14 protein-coding genes are annotated in these 18569 nt (G+C 60.2%); 10 read left to right on the forward strand and 4 right to left on the reverse strand.

The features are described 5' to 3' along the window. Positions 1-46: 46 nt before the first annotated feature. The 3 genes from cysK to ACXR0M_RS18760 all read left to right on the forward strand — a co-directional run bounded on the left by cysK (position 47) and on the right by ACXR0M_RS18760 (position 2379). A complete protein-coding gene (cysK, locus tag ACXR0M_RS18750; protein WP_458833266.1) occupies positions 47-1021 on the forward strand; it encodes a cysteine synthase A in 975 nt (324 codons plus the stop codon). A gap of 183 nt (positions 1022-1204) precedes the next feature. After that, positions 1205-2143 (forward strand): aspartyl/asparaginyl beta-hydroxylase domain-containing protein, encoded by a 939-nt coding sequence (locus ACXR0M_RS18755; protein ID WP_458833267.1) that lies wholly within the window; start codon positions 1205-1207, stop codon positions 2141-2143. Between the two features lie 14 nt (positions 2144-2157). Beyond that, positions 2158-2379 (forward strand): hypothetical protein, encoded by a 222-nt coding sequence (locus tag ACXR0M_RS18760; protein ID WP_458833268.1) that lies wholly within the window; start codon positions 2158-2160, stop codon positions 2377-2379. 26 nt (positions 2380-2405) lie between these two features. Here the strand turns inward: ACXR0M_RS18760 and ACXR0M_RS18765 are convergent, their stop codons facing one another. Continuing rightward, the gene (locus tag ACXR0M_RS18765) at positions 2406-2945 is read right to left on the reverse strand and encodes a hypothetical protein (protein ID WP_458833269.1); all 540 of its coding nucleotides are present in this window, start codon (positions 2943-2945) and stop codon (positions 2406-2408) included. 449 nt (positions 2946-3394) lie between these two features. Here ACXR0M_RS18765 and ACXR0M_RS18770 point away from each other — a divergent pair, with 449 nt between their 5' ends. Beyond that, on the forward strand, positions 3395-4258 hold the full coding sequence (locus ACXR0M_RS18770; protein ID WP_458833270.1) for a DMT family transporter: 864 nt from the start codon (positions 3395-3397) through the stop codon (positions 4256-4258). A 149-nt stretch (positions 4259-4407) separates the two neighbouring features. Here ACXR0M_RS18770 and ACXR0M_RS18775 read toward each other — a convergent pair whose 3' ends face one another. Both ACXR0M_RS18775 and ACXR0M_RS18780 read right to left on the reverse strand, forming a co-directional pair. After that, positions 4408-5316, reverse strand: coding sequence for a DMT family transporter (locus ACXR0M_RS18775; RefSeq protein WP_458833271.1), 909 nt, complete (start codon positions 5314-5316; stop codon positions 4408-4410). A gap of 85 nt (positions 5317-5401) precedes the next feature. Continuing rightward, positions 5402-7027, reverse strand: a complete 1626-nt coding sequence (locus tag ACXR0M_RS18780; RefSeq protein ID WP_458833272.1) for a methyl-accepting chemotaxis protein — start codon at positions 7025-7027, stop codon at positions 5402-5404. A 420-nt stretch (positions 7028-7447) separates the two neighbouring features. Between ACXR0M_RS18780 and aceK the strand changes: the two genes are divergently transcribed. The 5 genes from aceK to ACXR0M_RS18805 all read left to right on the forward strand — a co-directional run bounded on the left by aceK (position 7448) and on the right by ACXR0M_RS18805 (position 15661). Continuing rightward, on the forward strand, positions 7448-9169 hold the full coding sequence (gene aceK, locus ACXR0M_RS18785; RefSeq protein WP_458833273.1) for a bifunctional isocitrate dehydrogenase kinase/phosphatase: 1722 nt from the start codon (positions 7448-7450) through the stop codon (positions 9167-9169). 136 nt (positions 9170-9305) lie between these two features. Next, a complete protein-coding gene (gene hrpA / locus ACXR0M_RS18790; protein WP_458833274.1) occupies positions 9306-13217 on the forward strand; it encodes an ATP-dependent RNA helicase HrpA in 3912 nt (1303 codons plus the stop codon). 314 nt (positions 13218-13531) lie between these two features. Then, positions 13532-14653, forward strand: a complete 1122-nt coding sequence (locus tag ACXR0M_RS18795; RefSeq protein ID WP_458833275.1) for a beta-ketoacyl-ACP synthase III — start codon at positions 13532-13534, stop codon at positions 14651-14653. A 166-nt stretch (positions 14654-14819) separates the two neighbouring features. Next, on the forward strand, positions 14820-15434 hold the full coding sequence (locus ACXR0M_RS18800) for an RNA polymerase sigma factor (protein ID WP_458833276.1): 615 nt from the start codon (positions 14820-14822) through the stop codon (positions 15432-15434). After that, on the forward strand, positions 15428-15661 hold the full coding sequence (locus ACXR0M_RS18805; protein ID WP_458833277.1) for an anti-sigma factor family protein: 234 nt from the start codon (positions 15428-15430) through the stop codon (positions 15659-15661). The genes ACXR0M_RS18800 and ACXR0M_RS18805 overlap by 7 nt, the downstream gene beginning before the upstream one ends. A gap of 163 nt (positions 15662-15824) precedes the next feature. Here the strand turns inward: ACXR0M_RS18805 and ACXR0M_RS18810 are convergent, their stop codons facing one another. Further along, a complete protein-coding gene (locus ACXR0M_RS18810) occupies positions 15825-17147 on the reverse strand; it encodes a putative porin (protein WP_458833278.1) in 1323 nt (440 codons plus the stop codon). A gap of 279 nt (positions 17148-17426) precedes the next feature. Here ACXR0M_RS18810 and ACXR0M_RS18815 point away from each other — a divergent pair, with 279 nt between their 5' ends. Next, the gene (locus ACXR0M_RS18815; RefSeq protein WP_458833279.1) at positions 17427-18551 is read left to right on the forward strand and encodes a GNAT family N-acetyltransferase; all 1125 of its coding nucleotides are present in this window, start codon (positions 17427-17429) and stop codon (positions 18549-18551) included. Positions 18552-18569: the final 18 nt, after the last annotated feature.

Raw genomic sequence — 18569 nt, forward strand, 5'->3', positions numbered from 1 at the left:
GGCATACCTTGGAAGGCTGAATTCAACGCTGCATAAGGACCCAGCCATGAGCCGTATTTTTGCTGACAACGCCCATTCCATCGGCAACACGCCGCTGGTGCAGATCAACCGTATCGCGCCGCGTGGGGTGACCATCCTGGCCAAGATCGAGGGGCGCAACCCCGGTTATTCGGTCAAGTGCCGGATCGGCGCGAACATGATCTGGGACGCCGAAAGCAACGGCAAACTCAAGCCGGGCATGACCATCGTCGAGCCGACCTCGGGCAATACCGGCATCGGTCTGGCCTTTGTCGCGGCGGCTCGTGGTTACAAGTTGATGCTGACCATGCCCGCGTCGATGAGTATCGAGCGGCGCAAGGTGCTCAAGGCGCTGGGCGCAGAGCTGGTGTTGACCGAGCCGGCCAAGGGCATGAAAGGCGCGATCGAGAAGGCCGCGGAAATCGTTGCCAGCGATACCAGCCAATACTTCATGCCGTCGCAGTTCGATAACCCGGCCAACCCGGCGATTCACGAGAAAACCACCGGTCCGGAAATCTGGAACGACACCGATGGCGCGGTGGATGTACTGGTGGCTGGCGTCGGTACCGGCGGAACCATCACCGGCGTTTCACGGTATATCAAGAATACCCAGGGCAAACCGATTCTGTCGGTGGCGGTGGAGCCGCTGTCCTCGCCGGTGATCAGCCAGGCGCTGGCGGGCGAAGAGATCAAGCCGAGCCCACACAAGATTCAGGGGATTGGCGCCGGTTTCGTGCCGAAGAACCTCGATTTGTCGATCGTAGACCGGGTAGAACAGGTCACCGACGACGAGTCCAAGGCCATGGCGCTGCGGTTGATGCAGGAAGAAGGCATCCTGTGCGGGATTTCCTGCGGCGCGGCCATGGCGGTGGCGGTTCGGCTGGCCGAGACGCCGGAGATGCAGGGCAAGACCATCGTGGTGATTCTGCCGGATTCCGGTGAGCGTTATCTGTCGAGCATGCTGTTCAGCGATCTGTTCACTGACCAGGAGAATCAGCAGTAAGCCGTTGATTCAGATCAGCCGGGATTCAGGCTCGTTATGCTAATAAATGCTTTGTTGCGCAATGCTTGACACTGAATCTTGGCCTGGGCGGGTTTTTCCCGAGGCCGGTAGTGTTTATCATGGCCGGCTGCCATGCCGAATAAAGGGCCTTGCGCAGCGTTGTCTTTATTTTAGGAGTCGTTGATGACCTTTTCGTTAGCCGCCAAGGTGTTGGTGTTGCTGCTGTTTGTCGGCAGCATCCTCTATGTGCATTTGCGCGGCAAGGCGCGTCTGCCGGTCCTGCGTCAGTTCGTCAACCACTCGGCGCTGTTCGCACCGTACAACGCCCTGATGTACCTGTTTTCGGGCGTGCCGTCCAAGCCGTATCTGGATCGCAGCAAGTTTCCGGAACTGGATGTGTTGCGCGACAACTGGGAAACCATTCGCGACGAGGCGATGCACCTGTTTGACGAAGGCTATATCCGCGCCGCCGAAAAGAACAACGATGCCGGTTTCGGTTCGTTCTTCAAGAAGGGCTGGAAGCGTTTCTACCTCAAGTGGTACGACAAACCGCTGCCGTCAGCCGAAACCCTGTGCCCGAAAACCGTGGCCCTGGTCAGTGCGATTCCCAACGTCAAGGGTGCGATGTTCGCCCTGTTGCCCGGTGGCAGCCACCTGAACCCGCACCGCGATCCGTTTGCCGGCTCCTTGCGTTATCACCTGGGCCTGTCGACGCCGAACTCCGACGATTGCCGGATCTTCGTCGACGGTCAGGTCTACGCCTGGCGCGACGGTGAAGACGTGATGTTCGACGAGACTTACGTGCATTGGGTCAAGAACGAAACCGAAAAGACCCGCGTCATCCTGTTCTGCGACGTCGAACGTCCGCTGAGCAACCGTCTGATGACTCGCATCAACCGCGCGATCAGCGCCTGGCTGGGCCGTGCTACCGCGCCGCAGAACCTTGATGACGAACGGGTCGGCGGGATCAACCAGGCCTACGCCTGGAGCAAGACCTTCAGCGACCGATTCAGTGGCGTGGTCAAGCAGTGGAAACGCCGCAATCCCAAGGCCTACCGCATCATGCGTCCGATTCTGGCGGTGGTGGTGCTGACGTTGTTGGGCTATTGGCTGTTTGGCTGAAGCTGGACGTTGCAATGAAAAAAACCGCTCCTTGCGAGCGGTTTTTTGATCAAGCGAAGGTGAAAGAGGCACCGGCGAGAACGCCTCCTGGCTCTTCAGCGGCGGGTTTTACCAAAGCTTCCCTGATTCGCTGCAACTCTTTTTCAGACAACTCCCCAGCACAGCGCTTCCTGTTGGTCGATTTGACGTCTGATGTTTTGTTTTTGACAAGACTTTTCATGGCGTCCCCGATTTGATCATTAAATGAACAGTTAAGCCGATACTAGACGTACTCGACAGGCTTCACAAGCCGTCCTTCCGAGTCGAAATCGAAACCCAGTTGCTGGTAGAGAGGAATAGCACCTGCCAGAGGCTCCTGAATTTCGATCTGTCTACTGCCAATGATTCGGGCGAAGTGAGTAACAGCGGTCAGGGCAAACGTCGCGATCCGGCTCTTGAGCGGGTGATCGTTTCCAGGCTTGCCTTCCAGACGCACAATCTTCACGCGTAACCGACTCTGGTTAGGGTTTGCAAAGCACAGTCCGCATAGCTCATGGTCGAACCAGATAGCCAGATCAAAACCCATCGGTTCTCTGGATTTCCATCTGACAATTTCCCGCCATGAGAAATGCGGGTCGAGCCATTCCTCATAAGCACTCAGAGCTAGCGTATCGACCGCTTCAAATCGAACTCTGGAGTGGTCGACATCCACGATCCCCTTCTGCTGCAAATCTTTCTGGAGTTTTGCAAAAGTATTAGAAGCCTGCTTCCTCGCCTCCGACCGATACAACTGATACCGCAAATTTGTCCGTTCCTTTGGCATGTGATCTCAAGCATTCCTTGTCTCCCCATCAACGGGCCAATCCATTGCTCATCAGCCTATGCGCCCGCCATCGAACTGTCCCTGCTGGCCCTTTGGCCAAATCATTGCAATCCATGTCCCGGGCTGGTTATAGTCGGCGCTCGTGAGTCGCACGGCTCACCTTCCAACCCTTCAAAAAAGATCAGTCCAATGCCTGCATCCCTCATCAACGCGGTAGTCGATTCAGCGGTCAACGCTGGCGTCGTGCCGTGCGGGAATCAGCAGCCTGGGCAGATCAGTCATTACCCTCCACCTGTCAGTAGCACGCCGGTGTGCAGCGTCGTAGCACCGCCGGGCGTTGGCGTCCGGGGCTGATCGGCAGTTTCTGCTGACCCCTGCGCCCGCCAGAACAACCTACTGAATTTCAGCTTCGGCTGAGTTGGCTATGTGCCTGACTACAGGTGGTATTCATGTTTGTCTTTTCGAAAAAATCCGCGCTCGCGGCGACGTCCACGAGCCTGTTCGTTCTGCTGTGGAGCAGCGGCGCGATCTTCTCCAAATGGGGCCTGGCCCACGCTTCGCCCTTTGCCTTTCTGCTGATCCGCTTTGTGATCGCCCTGTGCGGGCTGCTGTTGCTGACGCCGCTGCTCAAATTGAAGCTGCCCAAGGGCGGGCGGCCGATGCTGTATGCAATCGCCACCGGGGTGGTGCTGTTGGGCGCTTATCAGATTTTTTATCTGCTGGCGCTCAACACCCGGATCACCCCCGGCGTGATGGCGACCATCATGGGTGTGCAGCCGATCCTCACCGTGGTGCTGATGGAACGCCAGCGCTCGGCGAGCCGGATGTTCGGTCTGGCGCTGGGGCTGGCCGGTCTGATCATGGTGGTCTATCAGGGGATCGGTCTGGCCGGGATGTCCTGGACGGGCATGCTGTTCGGTCTGTTGGCGCTGGCGAGCATGACTCTGGGGTCGATCATGCAGAAGCGCATCACCGACAATCCGCTCGGCACGTTGCCGGTGCAGTACCTGGCCGGGCTGTTGTTGTGCGGGCTGTTCGTGCCGTTTCAGCCGTTTCACTTTGAACACAGCGCAGGTTTCATCGTGCCGGTGTTGTGGATGGGGCTGGTGGTGTCGGTGCTGGCGACGTTGTTGCTGTATCGCCTGATCGCCCGGGGCAATCTGGTGAATGTCACCAGCCTGTTTTACCTGGTGCCGGCGGTGACCGCAGTGATGGACTATCTGATCTTCGGCAATCGCCTGGCGGCGCTGAGTGTGCTGGGGATGCTGTTGATCATTGTCGGGCTGGCGTTTGTGTTCCGTAAAACCGGTTGATAGCCAGTTGAGGTGTGGCGGCTGATCGGCCGCCATCGCGGGCAAGCCCGCTCCCACAGGGTTTTATGTTGAACACACATGATGTGGACGACATCGATCACTGTGGGAGCGGGCTTGCCCGCGAAGACTGAGTCAGCAACGCCGCCGAATCAGCGAGCCGACACCTCTGCAGGCTTCACCACCGCAGGCTTCAACACCAGCCACAACGCCAGCGCAATCAACACCCCGCCATACAGATGCGCCATCGACAGCGGTTCATCCAGCAGCAACGCCCCCCACAGCACGCCGAACGCCGGGATCATGAAAGTCACGGTCATCGATTTGACCGGCCCGATGGAGCTGAGCAGGCGGAAATAAATGATGTAGGCAAACGCCGTGCAACCCAGGCCCAGGCCCAGCAGCGACAGCCAGACATTCCAGCCACCCCAGCTTGCCGGCGGCGCGGTGATCGCGCTGTAGCCGAACAGCGGCAACAGAAACAGCGAGGCGCCGAGCATGCTGCCCACCGCCGACAAGCGACTGTCGAGGCCACCGCTGTGATCCAGCCAGCGCCGCGTTAGGAACCCGGCGAAACCGTAGCAAGTGGTGGCGAGCAGGCAGGCGAGGGCGCCCATCAGCAATTGCAGGTCGAATGCCACCGGCCCTGCGCGCGTCAGCACGCCGACACCGAACAAGCCGAGAAACACTCCGGTCAGTTTCGCGAGCGTGAGCTTTTCACTGAAAAACAGCCCGCCAATCAACACGCCCATCAATGGCGTGGTGGCGTTGAAGATCGCCGAGTAACCGGCCGGCAACACCTGGGCCGCGACCGAATACAGCGTCGCCGGAATCCCCGAGTTGATCACCCCCAGCAACATCACGGTTTTCAGTTTGCCCTTGAAATCCCAGCTGATGCGCATCAACCCGAGGATCACCAGCAGACCGACGGCCGCAATCGAAACGCGAAAGAACGCGGTCGGAATGGTGCCGATCACCGGCGCAATGATGCGCATGAACAGGAAGCTCGCGCCCCAGATGGCTGCCAGCGACAGCATGCGGAAAATATCGACAGCGCTCACGGTGGCACTCCTTCCTTGATCGGGACGAGAGTGTTGCCGAGCGCCCTGTCGATGGCAACCGCCAATCGGGCATTTAATTTTTTGTTCAGAGCACGAAGCGTGTGACCAGACCGTTGAGGTCGATCGCCAGGCGCGACAGTTCCTGACTCGCAGCGGAGGTCTGGGTGGCGCCGGCGGCGGTCTGGGTCGACAGGTCGCGAATGGTCACCAGGTTCTGATCGACCTCGCGCGCGACCAGTGCCTGTTGCTCGGCGGCGCTGGCGATCACCAGATTGCGCTGGTTGATCTGCGAGATCGACGCGGTGATTTTCTCAAGGGCCTGGCCGGCACTGTTGGCCCGTCGCAGCGTGTGGCTGGCCTGTTCGGCGCTGCTCTGCAGGGCGCCGACGGTGGCACCGGTGCCTTGCTGGATGCTGCTGATCATCAGCTCGATTTCTTCGGTGGAGTTCTGCGTGCGCAGCGCCAGTGAGCGCACCTCGTCGGCCACTACCGCAAACCCGCGTCCGGCTTCACCGGCGCGTGCCGCTTCAATCGCCGCGTTGAGTGCCAACAGGTTGGTCTGCCCGGCGATCCCGCGAATCACCTCCAGCACCTTGCTGATGTCCTGGGCCTGAGTGGCCAGACCTTCGGCCTGTTCCGACGCACCGAGAACCGCGTCCACCAGTTCCTGAATCGAGCTGATGGTTTCGCTGACCTGCACGTGCCCGTGCTTACTGTCCTCGTTCGATGCTGCGGACGCTTCGGCGCTGGACACCGCGTTGGCCGCGACTTCATCCACGGCGGTGCTCATTTCGGTGACGGCGGTTGCAGCCTGTTCGATCTGATCGTTCTGCTGCTGCAGACCGCGGGTGCTTTGCTCCATCACCGCGCTCATCTCCTCGGCGGCGGACGCCAGTTGTTGCGCCGATTCGCTGATGCCGCGAATGGTCGAACGCAGGTTGCCTTGCATATCGCCCAAGGCGTCGAGCAGCTGCGCCGCTTCATCGCGACCGCTGCTGACGATCTGACCAGTGAGATCACCGGCGGCAATCCGCCGTGCCACCGCCAACGCCTGATTGATCGGCGTGGTGATGCTGCGGGTCAGCATCCAGGCGAGCAGCAGGGTGGCGACCAGGGCGATGACGATGATGGTCGCGACGATCCACAGCGCGCGCTGGTACATCGACTCGGCGGCCTCGGCGGCGGCGTCGGCGCCTCGCTGATTGAAGCTGATCATCTGCTCCAGCGTCTTGTCGAGCACTTTGCCCTGTGGCGCCAGGTCATTGTTCAGGCGGGCGTAGGCCTGTTCAGTCTGCCCGGCGTCGATCTGGCTGATGATCTGGTCAAGGATGCTCAGGTACTTGCCGACGTCGACACTCAGGCCGGCGAGCATCTGCCGTTCCTCATCGCTGGCGAGCAGGGCTTCATGGTCTTTGAGGCGTTGCAGCAATTCTTCGCGCTGCGCCTTGATCAGGCCTTTGCTTCTGTCGCGCACGGCCGGCTGGGTGCTGGTGATCAGGCGCAGGGATTCGAGGCGGATACTGGCAATATTGGCGGCGGCGTCATGAATGCTCTCGATGCTCGGCATCCATGACTCTTCGAGGACCGCAGCGCTTTCACGCAGGGTTTTCATTTGGCCCAGGCCAAACAGGCCGACGATTACCAACAGACTGGCCAGCACGGCGAAACTCAAACCGGCGCGCAAACCGATGCGCAGATTACGGATAAACATCAATGTGCTCCTTGATCTTGGAAAGGAAGAGGTCGTCCTCGTAGGCCGAGGATCTTGTTGTGAGGGCAGTGCTGGCGGGCTGTATATCAAAGTGCCACTATTTTGGTAAGACCAATCTGCGGATGTCTTTGAATAGTCGAGAGTCGCGAGCGGCGGGCGGGAGAGATGCAGTCCAGAGCGCTTTTGTTGATGATTGGATCCGAAAGCCAATGAATTCGCGGCTCTGGCTCAGGCGGGTGGTCAGCGTGACTGCGACTGCCGGGGCGTTTTGCTGACCGATCGGTCGAGTAAAAAACTTTGATAAAAACTGCATCGCTGTACAAGGCTTCCGCGCATTTGGCAGAAATTGCACTTCTCCTTCACGCGCATCCGTGGCTAAGCTCAGGCACAGATTTCCACTTGTCCGCCGAGGTCTACTCTATGCCGCAGCCATGGCCCGCCACCGACATCGCCCGGATGATCCTCGATGGCTTTGACGATTACCGCGAGCATTTCCGGCGGATCACCGACGGCGCGCGTGAGCGCTTCGAGCAGGCGCGCTGGCAGGAAACGCAGACCGCATCGGCGGCGCGGATCAACCTCTATGAAGAAAAGGTCGGCGAAACCATCGGCCGCTTGCGCGAGCACTTCGACGACGAAACGTTGATGAATGTCAGTTGCTGGCCGCTGGTGAAAAGCGCCTACATCAGCGTGATCGACCTGCGCTTCGACGATGAGCTGTCGGAGACCTGGTACAACTCAATCTTCTGCGGACTGTTCAGCCATGACTTGATCAGCGATGGCTGCATGTTCATCCATACCACGCGCCCGAGCCTGCGCCGCGCCAGGGCCGCGCAAACCCGCACCTACAAGCCACAGGGACAGTTGGCGTCGATGCTCGCCAGCATCTTCGCCGACTACCGCTTCAGCGAGGACTACGCCGATTTGCCCGGCGACCTGCAGCGCCTCGAAGCGCAACTGCGCGAGAACCTGCCGGACTGGGTATGCAAGGATCCGGAGCTGAGCGTCGAGCTGTTTTCCTCGGTGCTGTATCGAAACAAAGGCGCGTACCTGGTCGGGCGCATCTACACTCGCGACGAGCAGTGGCCGCTGGTGATTCCGCTGCTGCACCGCGAAGGCCGGGGGATTCAGATCGATGCGCTGATCACCGACGAAGCCGACGTGTCGATCATCTTTTCCTTCACCCGTTCGTACTTCATGGTCGATGTCGCGGTGCCGGCGGAATTCATCGGTTTCCTGCGGCGCATCCTGCCGGGCAAGCATATTGCCGAGCTGTACACCTCGATCGGCTTCTACAAACACGGCAAATCCGAGTTTTACCGCGCGCTGATCAATCACCTGGCCAGCACCGACGACCAGTTCATCATGGCCCCCGGCGTGCGCGGCATGGTCATGAGCGTGTTTACCCTGCCGGGCTTCAACACGGTGTTCAAGATCATCAAGGACCGTTTCTCGCCGTCGAAAAACGTCGATCGGGCGACGGTGATCGAGAAGTATCGGCTGGTGAAAAGTGTCGACCGGGTCGGGCGCATGGCCGATACCCAGGAGTTCGCCGATTTCCGCTTTCCGTTGAGCAAGTTCGATCCGGCGTGCCTTGAAGAACTGCTGGAAGTCGCGCCGTCGACGGTCTCGGTCGAAGGCGACACAGTGCTGATCCGCCACTGCTGGACCGAGCGCCGCATGACCCCGCTCAACCTCTACCTGGACAACGCCAACGAAGCCCAGGTGCGCGAGGCGCTGGAGGATTACGGTCTGGCGATCAAGCAACTGGCGGCCGCCAACATCTTCCCCGGCGACATGCTGCTGAAGAACTTCGGCGTCACCCGTCACGGGCGCGTGGTGTTCTATGACTACGACGAAATCTGCTTTCTGACCGAAGCCAACTTCCGCCACATCCCCGCGCCGCGTACGCCTGAAGACGAAATGGCCTCGGAGCCCTGGTATTCGATCGGCCCGCTGGACGTGTTCCCCGAAGAGTTTCCGCCGTTCCTGTTTGCCGATGCCGGGCAGCGCAAGCTGTTCGATCAACTGCATGGCGAACTGTACAACGCCGATTACTGGAAGGGCCTGCAAGAGGCCATCCGCGCCGGCAAGGTCATCGACGTCTTCCCCTATCGGCGCAAGGGCCTGGATAACGAATAACAGCAGCTGAAAGTACCAAGCTGCAAGCTACAAGTGAGAAGCCGCTTTGAACTTGCGGCTTGTAGCTTGCCGCTTGTAGCTGCTTTTCTGCGACAATCCGCCCCCTGCATAAACAGACGACCGAATTGCGTACCCGATGACCGACGAATCGCCCTCCATCGACAAACTGCTGAAAAACCTCGATCACGCCATGCTCGCCGACCGTCACCGGCTGCGGCGGCAGTTGCTTGAGCTGCGCAAGAAACCCGACGAGGCCAAGCTGGCCCAGTGGGTGGCGCGTATGCAGGCGTCCTGTGATCAGGTGCTGGCGCGCAAGGCCAGCCTGCCGGTGATTCGTTACGACGACAGTCTGCCGATTGCGGCCAAGCGCGATGAAATCAAGGCGGCGCTGGAAAAGCATCAGGTGCTGATCATCGCCGGCGAAACCGGTTCGGGCAAAACCACCCAGTTGCCGAAAATCTGTCTGGAAATCGGTCGCGGTCAGCACGGTCTGATCGGCCACACCCAGCCGCGCCGGATCGCTGCGCGCAGCGTCGCCAGCCGGGTCGCCGAAGAACTCGGCACGCCGTTGGGCTCGCTGGTCGGCTATCAGGTGCGTTTCGAGGATCAGAGCGACGCCAACACCCTGATCAAACTGATGACCGACGGCATTCTGCTGGCGGAAACCCAGAACGATCGCTACCTCGAGCGCTACGACACGATCATCGTCGACGAAGCCCACGAACGCAGCCTCAACATCGACTTCCTGCTCGGTTACCTGAAAACCCTGCTGCCGCGCCGCCCCGACCTGAAAGTCATCATCACTTCGGCGACCATCGATCTTGAGCGTTTCTCCAAGCATTTCGACGATGCACCGATTGTCGAAGTCTCCGGGCGCACCTTCCCGGTGGAGACCTGGTATCGCCCGCTGACTTTGGAGCAGGACGAAGAGGGTAACCGTGTCGAGGACGACCTGACCGTCGATCAGGCGATCCTCGCCACCCTCGACGAAATCGCCGCCTACGAGCGCAGCGAACGCCGCAGTCCGGGTGACGTGCTGGTGTTTCTGCCCGGCGAGCGCGAGATTCGCGACGCTGCCGACATGCTGCGCAAGGCTCAGCTAAAACACACCGAAATCCTGCCGCTGTACGCGCGCCTGTCGCCGGCCGAACAGCAGCGGATTTTCCAGTCGCACCCAGGCCGGCGCGTGGTGCTGGCGACCAACGTCGCCGAGACTTCGCTGACCGTGCCGGGCATCCGTTACGTGATCGACAGCGGTACCGCGCGCATCAGTCGTTATAGCTACCGCGCCAAGGTTCAGCGGCTGCCGATCGAGGCGATTTCCCAGGCCAGCGCCAACCAGCGTAAAGGCCGTTGCGGTCGGGTCGAGCCGGGTATTTGCGTGCGTTTGTACAGCGAGGAAGATTTCCTCGGCCGGCCGGAATTTACCGACCCGGAGATTCTGCGCACCAACCTCGCCGCCGTAATCCTGCAGATGCTGCACCTGCGCCTCGGCGAGATCACCGCGTTCCCGTTCATCGAGCCGCCGGACGGCAAGGCGATCAGCGACGGTTTCAACCTGCTGCAAGAACTCTCGGCGGTGGATCGCAACAGCCAGCTGACACCGCTGGGTCGCCAGTTGGCGCGTCTGCCGGTGGACCCGCGCATGGGCCGCATGCTGCTTGAAGCGGCCAAGCTCGGCAGCCTGCAGGAAGTGCTGATCGTCGCCAGCGCGATGTCGATTCAGGACCCGCGCGAGCGTCCGCCGGAGCGCCAGCAAGCGGCCGACCAAGCGCACGCGCAATGGAAGGACAGCGATTCGGACTTCGCCGGGCTGGTCAATCTCTGGCGTGGTTTTGAAGAGCAGCGCCAGGCGCTGACCGCCAGCCCGCTGCGCAACTGGTGCCGCAAGAACTTCCTCAACTATCTGCGCTTGCGCGAGTGGCGCGACTCCCATCGCCAGTTGAGCCTGATCTGCCGCGACATGCAGTTGAGCCTGAACAAGGAGCCGGCGGATTACCCGAAACTGCACAAAGCGGTGCTGGTCGGCCTGCTTAGCCAGATCGGCCAGAAAACCGAAGACGGCGACTACCTTGGCGCGCGTCAGCGACGGTTCTGGATTCACCCGTCGTCGGGCATCGGCAAGAAACGTCCGCAGTGGCTGATGACCGCCGAACTGGTGGAAACCACCAAGCTCTATGCGCGCATGGTCGCCAAGATCGACGCCGACTGGATCGAGCCGCTGGCCGGGCATTTGATCAAGAAAAACCACTTCGAACCGCACTGGGAGAAGAAGCGCGGCCAGGTTGTTGCTTATGAGCAGATCACTCTGTTCGGGCTGATCGTGGTCGGCCGCCGTCCGGTGCACTACGGCCCGGTGGATCCGGTGGTTTCGCGTGAACTGTTTATCCGCGAAGGTCTGGTGCGCGGCGAGATTCAGTCGAAAGCCAAGTGTCTGAGCGCTAATAAACAACTGCTCGAACAGCTCGACGAACTGGAAGCCAAGGCCCGGCGCCGCGACATCCTCGCCGACGAAGAAACCCTGTATGCGTTCTACGACGCACGCTTGCCGGCGGAGATTCACCAGACTGCGACCTTCGACAGCTGGTATCGGGTCAACAGCCAGAAGAATCCGCAGTTGCTGATCATGCGCGAGGAAGACGTGTTGGCCCGCGAGGCCAGTGAGGTCACTGCGCGCGATTACCCGGACACGCTGCACATCGGCGATCTGGAGCTGGCGCTCAGTTATCACTTCGAACCCAATCACCCGCGCGATGGCGTGACCCTTCGCGTGCCGGCGCCGCTGTTGCCGATGCTGCCGCCGGAGCGCCAGGAATGGCTGGTGCCGGGGTTGATCGAGGCCAAGTGCATCGCGCTGGTGCGCAACCTGCCGAAAGCCTTGCGCAAGAACTTCGTGCCGGTGCCGGACTTCATTAAAGCTGCACTGCAACGCATGACCTTCGCCGAGGGCTCGCTGCCGCAAGCGCTCGGTCGCGAGCTGCTGCGCATGACCGGGGCGCGGGTCAGCGATGAGGCATGGGCGGAAGCTGCGCAGCAGGTCGAAGCGCATCTGCGGATGAACCTGGAAATCGTCGACGCTCAGGGCAAGTTCCTTGGCGAGGGCCGCGATCTGGCTGAACTCACCGCACGTTTCGCCGAAGCCAGTCAGGCTGCTTTGGCGGTGCCGCAAACAGCAAAAAGTCAGCAACCGGTGGAGGCCAAGGTTTTCGCTCCGGTGGCGGAAAAGACTCAACAGAAGATCGCCGGGCTGTCGATGACGGTGTATCCGGCGCTGGTGGAAGAGGGCGGCACGGTCAAGGAAGGGCGTTTTTCGACCCCGGCCGAAGCCGAGTTCCAGCATCGCCGCGCCTTGCAGCGGCTGCTGATGCAGCAACTGGCCGAACCGGCGAAGTTTCTGCGCGGCAAACTGCCGGGCATCACCGAGCTGGGCTTGCTCTATCGCGAACTGGGCCGCGTTGACGCGCTGGTCGAAGACATTCTGCTGGCCAGCCTCGACAGCTGCATTCTGGACGGCGAAGACCCATTGCCGCGTGACGGCGCCGGTCTGGCGGCGTTGGCTGAACGCAAGCGCGGCAGCTGGACCGAACACGCCGAGCGCGTGGCGCGGCTGACGCTGGAGATTCTCAAGCTGTGGCACGGTCTGCAAAAACGCTTCAAGGGCAAGATCGACCTGGCGCAAGCGGTCGCGCTCAACGACATCAAGCAGCAAATCAACAATCTGGTGTATCCGGGGTTTGTCCGGCAAACGCCGATGCAATGGCTCAAGGAGTTGCCGCGTTATCTCAAAGCGGTCGAGCAGCGTTTCGAGAAACTGGGTGCGCAGGTGCAGAAGGATCGGGTCTGGAGCGGCGAACTGGCCGGGCTCTGGAGCCAATACCAGACCCGCGCCGCCAAGCATGCCCAGGAAGGCAAGCGCGATCCGCAGCTTGAACTGTACCGCTGGTGGCTGGAGGAATACCGGGTATCGCTGTTCGCCCAGCAGTTGGGGACGAAAGTGCCGATCTCCGACAAACGCCTGAGCAAGCAGTGGGGTCAGGTGGAACCCTGATCCGACGACGTTCAACGATCTGTAGGAGCTGCCGAAGGCTGCGATCTTTTGATCTTTGTTTGTGAAAAGACAAGATCAAAAGATCGCAGCCTTCGGCAGCTCCTACAGGGGGGTAAGCGGGAGAAGGCGCCAAAAGCCAAGGTTTATGGCAAACTTCGCGACCATAAATGCCGTTTTCGCGACCCAGAGCCTTCACCAAGGTCGCGGCTGCAATAAAAGATGCCAGGTCAGCGTCCCGCGGACGGGAATAGACCCTTTGTGTGTTGGTACGTCGGTGCCAGCGCTTTCTGCCTGAACAGATTAGAGAAACGACCATGCATAACGTCGTCATCAGCGGCACCGGCCTGTATACCCCGGCCAACAGCATCTCCAACGAAGAGCTGGTGCAGTCTTTCAATGCTTATGTCGCGCAGTTCAACGCGGACAACGCCGAAGCCATCGCCCGCGGTGAAGTGGAGGCGCTGACCGAATCCAGCGCCGCGTTCATCGAAAAGGCCTCGGGCATCAAGAGCCGTTTCGTCATGGACAAGGACGGCATCCTCGATCCGCAACGCATGGCCCCGCGCCTGCCGGAGCGTTCCAACGACGAATGGTCGGTACTTTGCCAGATGGCCATCGGCGCCGCCGAACAGGCCCTGCAACGTGCCGGCAAGACCGCTGCGGACATCGACGGCGTAATTGTCGCTTGTTCCAACCTGCAGCGCGCCTACCCGGCAATCGCCATCGAAGTTCAGGAAGCGCTGGGCATCCAGGGTTTCGGTTTCGACATGAACGTCGCCTGCTCATCCGCCACCTTCGGCATCCAGCAGGCCGCCAACACGGTGCAACTGGGCCAGGCCCGGGCGATCCTGATGGTCAACCCGGAAGTCTGCACCGGTCACCTGAACTTCCGCGACCGCGACAGCCACTTCATTTTCGGTGACGCCGCCACTGCCGTGGTCATCGAGCGTGCCGATACGGCGACGTCGAAATACCAGTTCGACGTGGTCAGCACCAAACTTCTGACCAAGTTCTCCAACAATATTCGCAACAATTTCGGCTTCCTCAACCGCGCGGCGGAAGAGGGCATTGGCACCCGCGACAAACTGTTCGTGCAGGAAGGCCGCAAGGTGTTCAAGGACGTCTGCCCGATGGTCGCCGAGCTGATCGGTGAGCACCTGGAAGAAAACAAACTCAACGTCGCTGACGTCAAGCGCTTCTGGTTGCACCAGGCCAACCTGAGCATGAACCACCTGATCGTGCGCAAACTGCTGGGCCGCGAAGCCACCGAAGAAGAGGCGCCGGTGATTCTTGATACCTACGCCAACACCAGCTCCGCAGGTTCGGTGATTGCCTTCCACAAGTATCAGGATGATCTGGCCGCCGGTTCGCTGGCCGTGCTGAGCTCGTTCGGCGCCGGTTACTCGATCGGCAGCGTGATCTTGCGCAAGCGCTGAGTTCACCATCCTGTGGCGAGGGGGCTTGCCCCCGTTGGGCCGCGAAGCGTCCCCCAGCCGAATACCATCGGTAATGGGTGACTGCTACGCAGTCGAACGGGGGCAAGCCCCCTCGCCACAATTATTTTCTGTGCCGAAATGCCAGTGGATATGACACGAGGTCTGCATGGCCGCAACAGACGACACTCAACTGCTCGAACGCCTGCTGGCGGGCGAACAAAAAGCTTTCAAGGAACTGGTCAGCACCTACCAGAGCGCCATGCGCGCCGTGGCGTACGCCATCGTTGGCCAGCGTCACGTCGAAGAAGTGGTGCAGGATGCCTGGTTGTCGGTGGTGCGCCATATCGGCGGCTTCGAGGGCCGCTCCAGTCTCAAGACCTGGCTGCTGACCATCACCGCCAACTCGGCCAAGAGTCGTTACAAACAAAATCGCCGCGAAGTGTTGATGGATGACCTGCCATCGCCGCACGGCACCATCGACGACGATCGTTTTTCCCCCGGTGACGGCCACTGGCTGGTGGCACCGTTCGCCTGGCATCAGGACACCCCGGAAGCCTTGCTCACCGAAGGCGAATTGCGCGATTGCCTGGAGCACACCTTGCTCAGCCTGTCGGAACTGCAGAGCAGCGTATTGCTGCTGCGCGAGCGTCAGGGGCTGGAGCTGGAGGAGATCTGTAATCTTCTGGAGATCTCGCTCTCCAATGTCCGTGTGCTGCTGCATCGTGCGCGGCTGAAAGTCTTCGCCACGGTGGAGCATTTTGAGGAGACCGGCGAATGCTGACCTGTAAGGAACAAGTGGCACGTTCCAGCGATTATCTTGATGGCCAGTTGAGCTTTCGCGAGAAGCTGCTGGTGCGTCATCACCTGATGTTTTGCCCCAACTGTCGGCGCTTTATGCGGCAGATGCGGTTGATGCAGGCCACGCTCAAGGCGATGCCGGAGAAACCGGAAGAGGGTGTGGATGCGCTGGCTGAACGTCTGGCCGAACAACGTCGCCAGGAAAAATAAACCCCTGTAGGAGCTGCCGAAGGCTGCGATCTTTTGATCTTTAAAAACAAGATCAAAAGATCGCAGCCTTCGGCAGCTCCTACAGGGGCAACAGGCTGACACAGAAGAAACGAACGGATGATGGGGATCGTTTCGCCTGCGCCAGGCTATTGGATAACGCGGTTTAGAACTTCGCTTCCGCATCCAGCTGCAGGGTGTTGGTGTCGGCGTCACGCTGGGTACGGCTGGAGAAGTCGGCCTTGGTCAGGAAGTAGGTGGCGCCGATGGCGAAGTTCTTGTCGATGTCATAACCGACCTTGAACTTGTGCCCACGGGAACCGGTGGTGCCGTTGGCGAAGTCGGAGTCGGTGAATGCGCCGACCACGGCGTCACGCTGCACGTCACGATAGTTGTAGTCGAGGTTCAGGCCGAACACTTTCGACTTGGCGCCGATCAGCCACGCGGTATCGGCATCGGTGATGGCATCGTTGTTCTTCACGTACTGGCCGTAGAACGACAGCGGCATTGGCAAACCACCGATATCGATCTGGCTGAAGCCTTCGTACAGACGGAATTCGTTGTTCGCCGAGTTGCCGTTAACCGACAGCGCGCACGGTGTGGAAGTACCGGTGCAGCGGCTGTCTTCGTCGTTCTGGTAGGCGTAGACGCTGCCGCCCAGGGTCAGTTTCAGGTTGTCGGTGAGGGTGAAGCGGCTACCCAACTGGCCAGCGGTCAGGCGCAGGTCGTGGCGAAATTGCACGCCTTCGCCGTCGACGTTGTCCTTGAGGGTGTAGTTACCCAGGCTGCCGAACAGCTCGGCGCTGCTGCCCAGTGGGTATTTGTAGGTTACGGCCAGACCTTCCGGGTTGATGTCGCTGTCCCAGATCACGTCGCCCATGCTGACCCACGGTTGCAGCATTTTGCCGCCGATCACGTGCAGGTTCTTGATCGCATCCGGGTGGTAGTCGATGTAGCCCAGGTCCAGCCAGATCTGCTTCTTGTCGAAGTAGTTGTCCATGTCCTGGTTGGTCGAGCGTGCATCGTCGCCGCCGCCGGTGGCGATACGGATGCCGGTGTCGACTTGCGGATTGATCTCGGTGTAGGCACCCAGACGCGCACGGATACGCTGGCGATCCTTGTCGCGGCCACCGTTGTTCGATTCGCCGTCGATTTTCACGGTTTCCTGGCGAATGCGTACGTCGCCCTTGAACTGGGTCTTGGCCGCCCAGGCGAGTTTCTGGTCGAAGGAACTCAGCTCATTGGTTTTCTTCGCGGTTGCCGCGATTTGCTCGTTGGTCTCTTGCTGCGCCTGCTGGGCGATTTGCTGAGCCTTCTGATCCTTGGCCAGTTCAGTTTGCAGTTCAATGTACTGCGCCTGGGAAATGGAACCGTTAGCCTTGAGCATGTCGAGCAGTTTGGCGTCGACTGCAGCGCTGGCCGGAACGCTCATGGCCAGCAACAGGCCACCGCACAGGGCCGCCGCAGTTTTCGTGGAAGCAAGACGCATAGCAATCTCCGAAGATGAGAGGGGATGGCTGAGCCATCCTGGGCACACCGACGTGGACGTCGGAAAACAGTGTCCGGGTAGAACCCGGCGCTCTAAAAACAGGAGCGAGTATCGCGATGGTTTATGACAGAGCAGTGGCTAAGTGATGTCATGTCGATGACGATGCAAAATCACTCTGAACTATCGCGCTAGAGCACTGTCGCCCGAATGAGCGTGTGCGATGGTGGCCGATCGGCGATACTCGCCGGGCTTTGACGCCAAGATGTGGAGAGCCAGTTGATGCCGTTGCAACGCCTGCAAAACCTGTCAGAAATCGCCCCGGCGACCTGGGATGCGCTGGTGCCCGAGAACCAGCCGTTCCTGCGCCACGGGTTCCTCAGCGCACTGGAAGACAGCGGCAGCGTCGGCCCTCACACCGGCTGGCAACCCGAGCATCTGCTGCACGTTAAAGATGATCGGTTGATCGCTGCACTGCCCAGCTACCGCAAATGGCACTCCTACGGCGAGTACGTGTTTGATCATGGCTGGGCCGATGCCTGTGCCCGGGCCGGCATCGATTATTACCCCAAGTTGCTGACCGCGGTACCGTTCAGTCCGGTCGGTGGTCCGCGCCTGCTGGCTGCTCGGGTCGAAGATGGCTTCGAACTGCTCAAGAGCCTGCCGGGTTATCTAGAGATCGAAGAACTTTCCAGCGCTCATATCAACTTTACCGACCCGTTCACCGACGCCGCCATGGCCGAGCAGCCAGGTTGGCTGCAGCGCATCGGCTGTCAGTACCATTGGCAGAATCGCGGTTATCGGGACTTTCAGGACTTTCTTGACATGCTCAGTTCGCGCAAGCGCAAGCAGATGCGCAAAGAGCGCGAGCAAGTGGCGGGGCAGGGCTTCGAGTTCGAGTGGCTGCAGGGGCGGGAGCTGGACGAGGCGCAATGGGACTTTGTCTACGCCTGCTACGCCAATACCTACGCCGTGCGTCGACAGGCGCCGTACCTGACGCGCGAATTCTTCAGTCTGCTGGCCGAGCGCATGCCGGAGTCGATTCGCGTGGTGTTCGCCCGACAGGGCTCACGGCCGGTGGCAATGGCCTTCAGTCTGGTCGGGGGCGACAGCTTCTACGGACGCTATTGGGGATGTCTGGCCGAGTTTGACCGGCTGCATTTCGAGACGTGTTTCTATCAGGGCATGGACTATGCGATTGCCCAGGGGTATCAGCGCTTTGATGCGGGTGCTCAGGGGGAACATAAACTGATTCGCGGTTTTGAACCGGTGATCACCCACTCGTGGCACTACCTGCGCCATCCCGGCCTGAAGGCCGCAGTAAAAGACTTTTTGCAACAGGAACGTGCTGGGGTGTTGGCTTATGTAGCAGAGGCGGTCACGGCTCTTCCTTATAAACAGACTTGATGTCTCCACCGGATTCGA

The sequence above is a fragment of the Pseudomonas sp. Eth.TT006 genome (genome assembly GCF_054456575.1).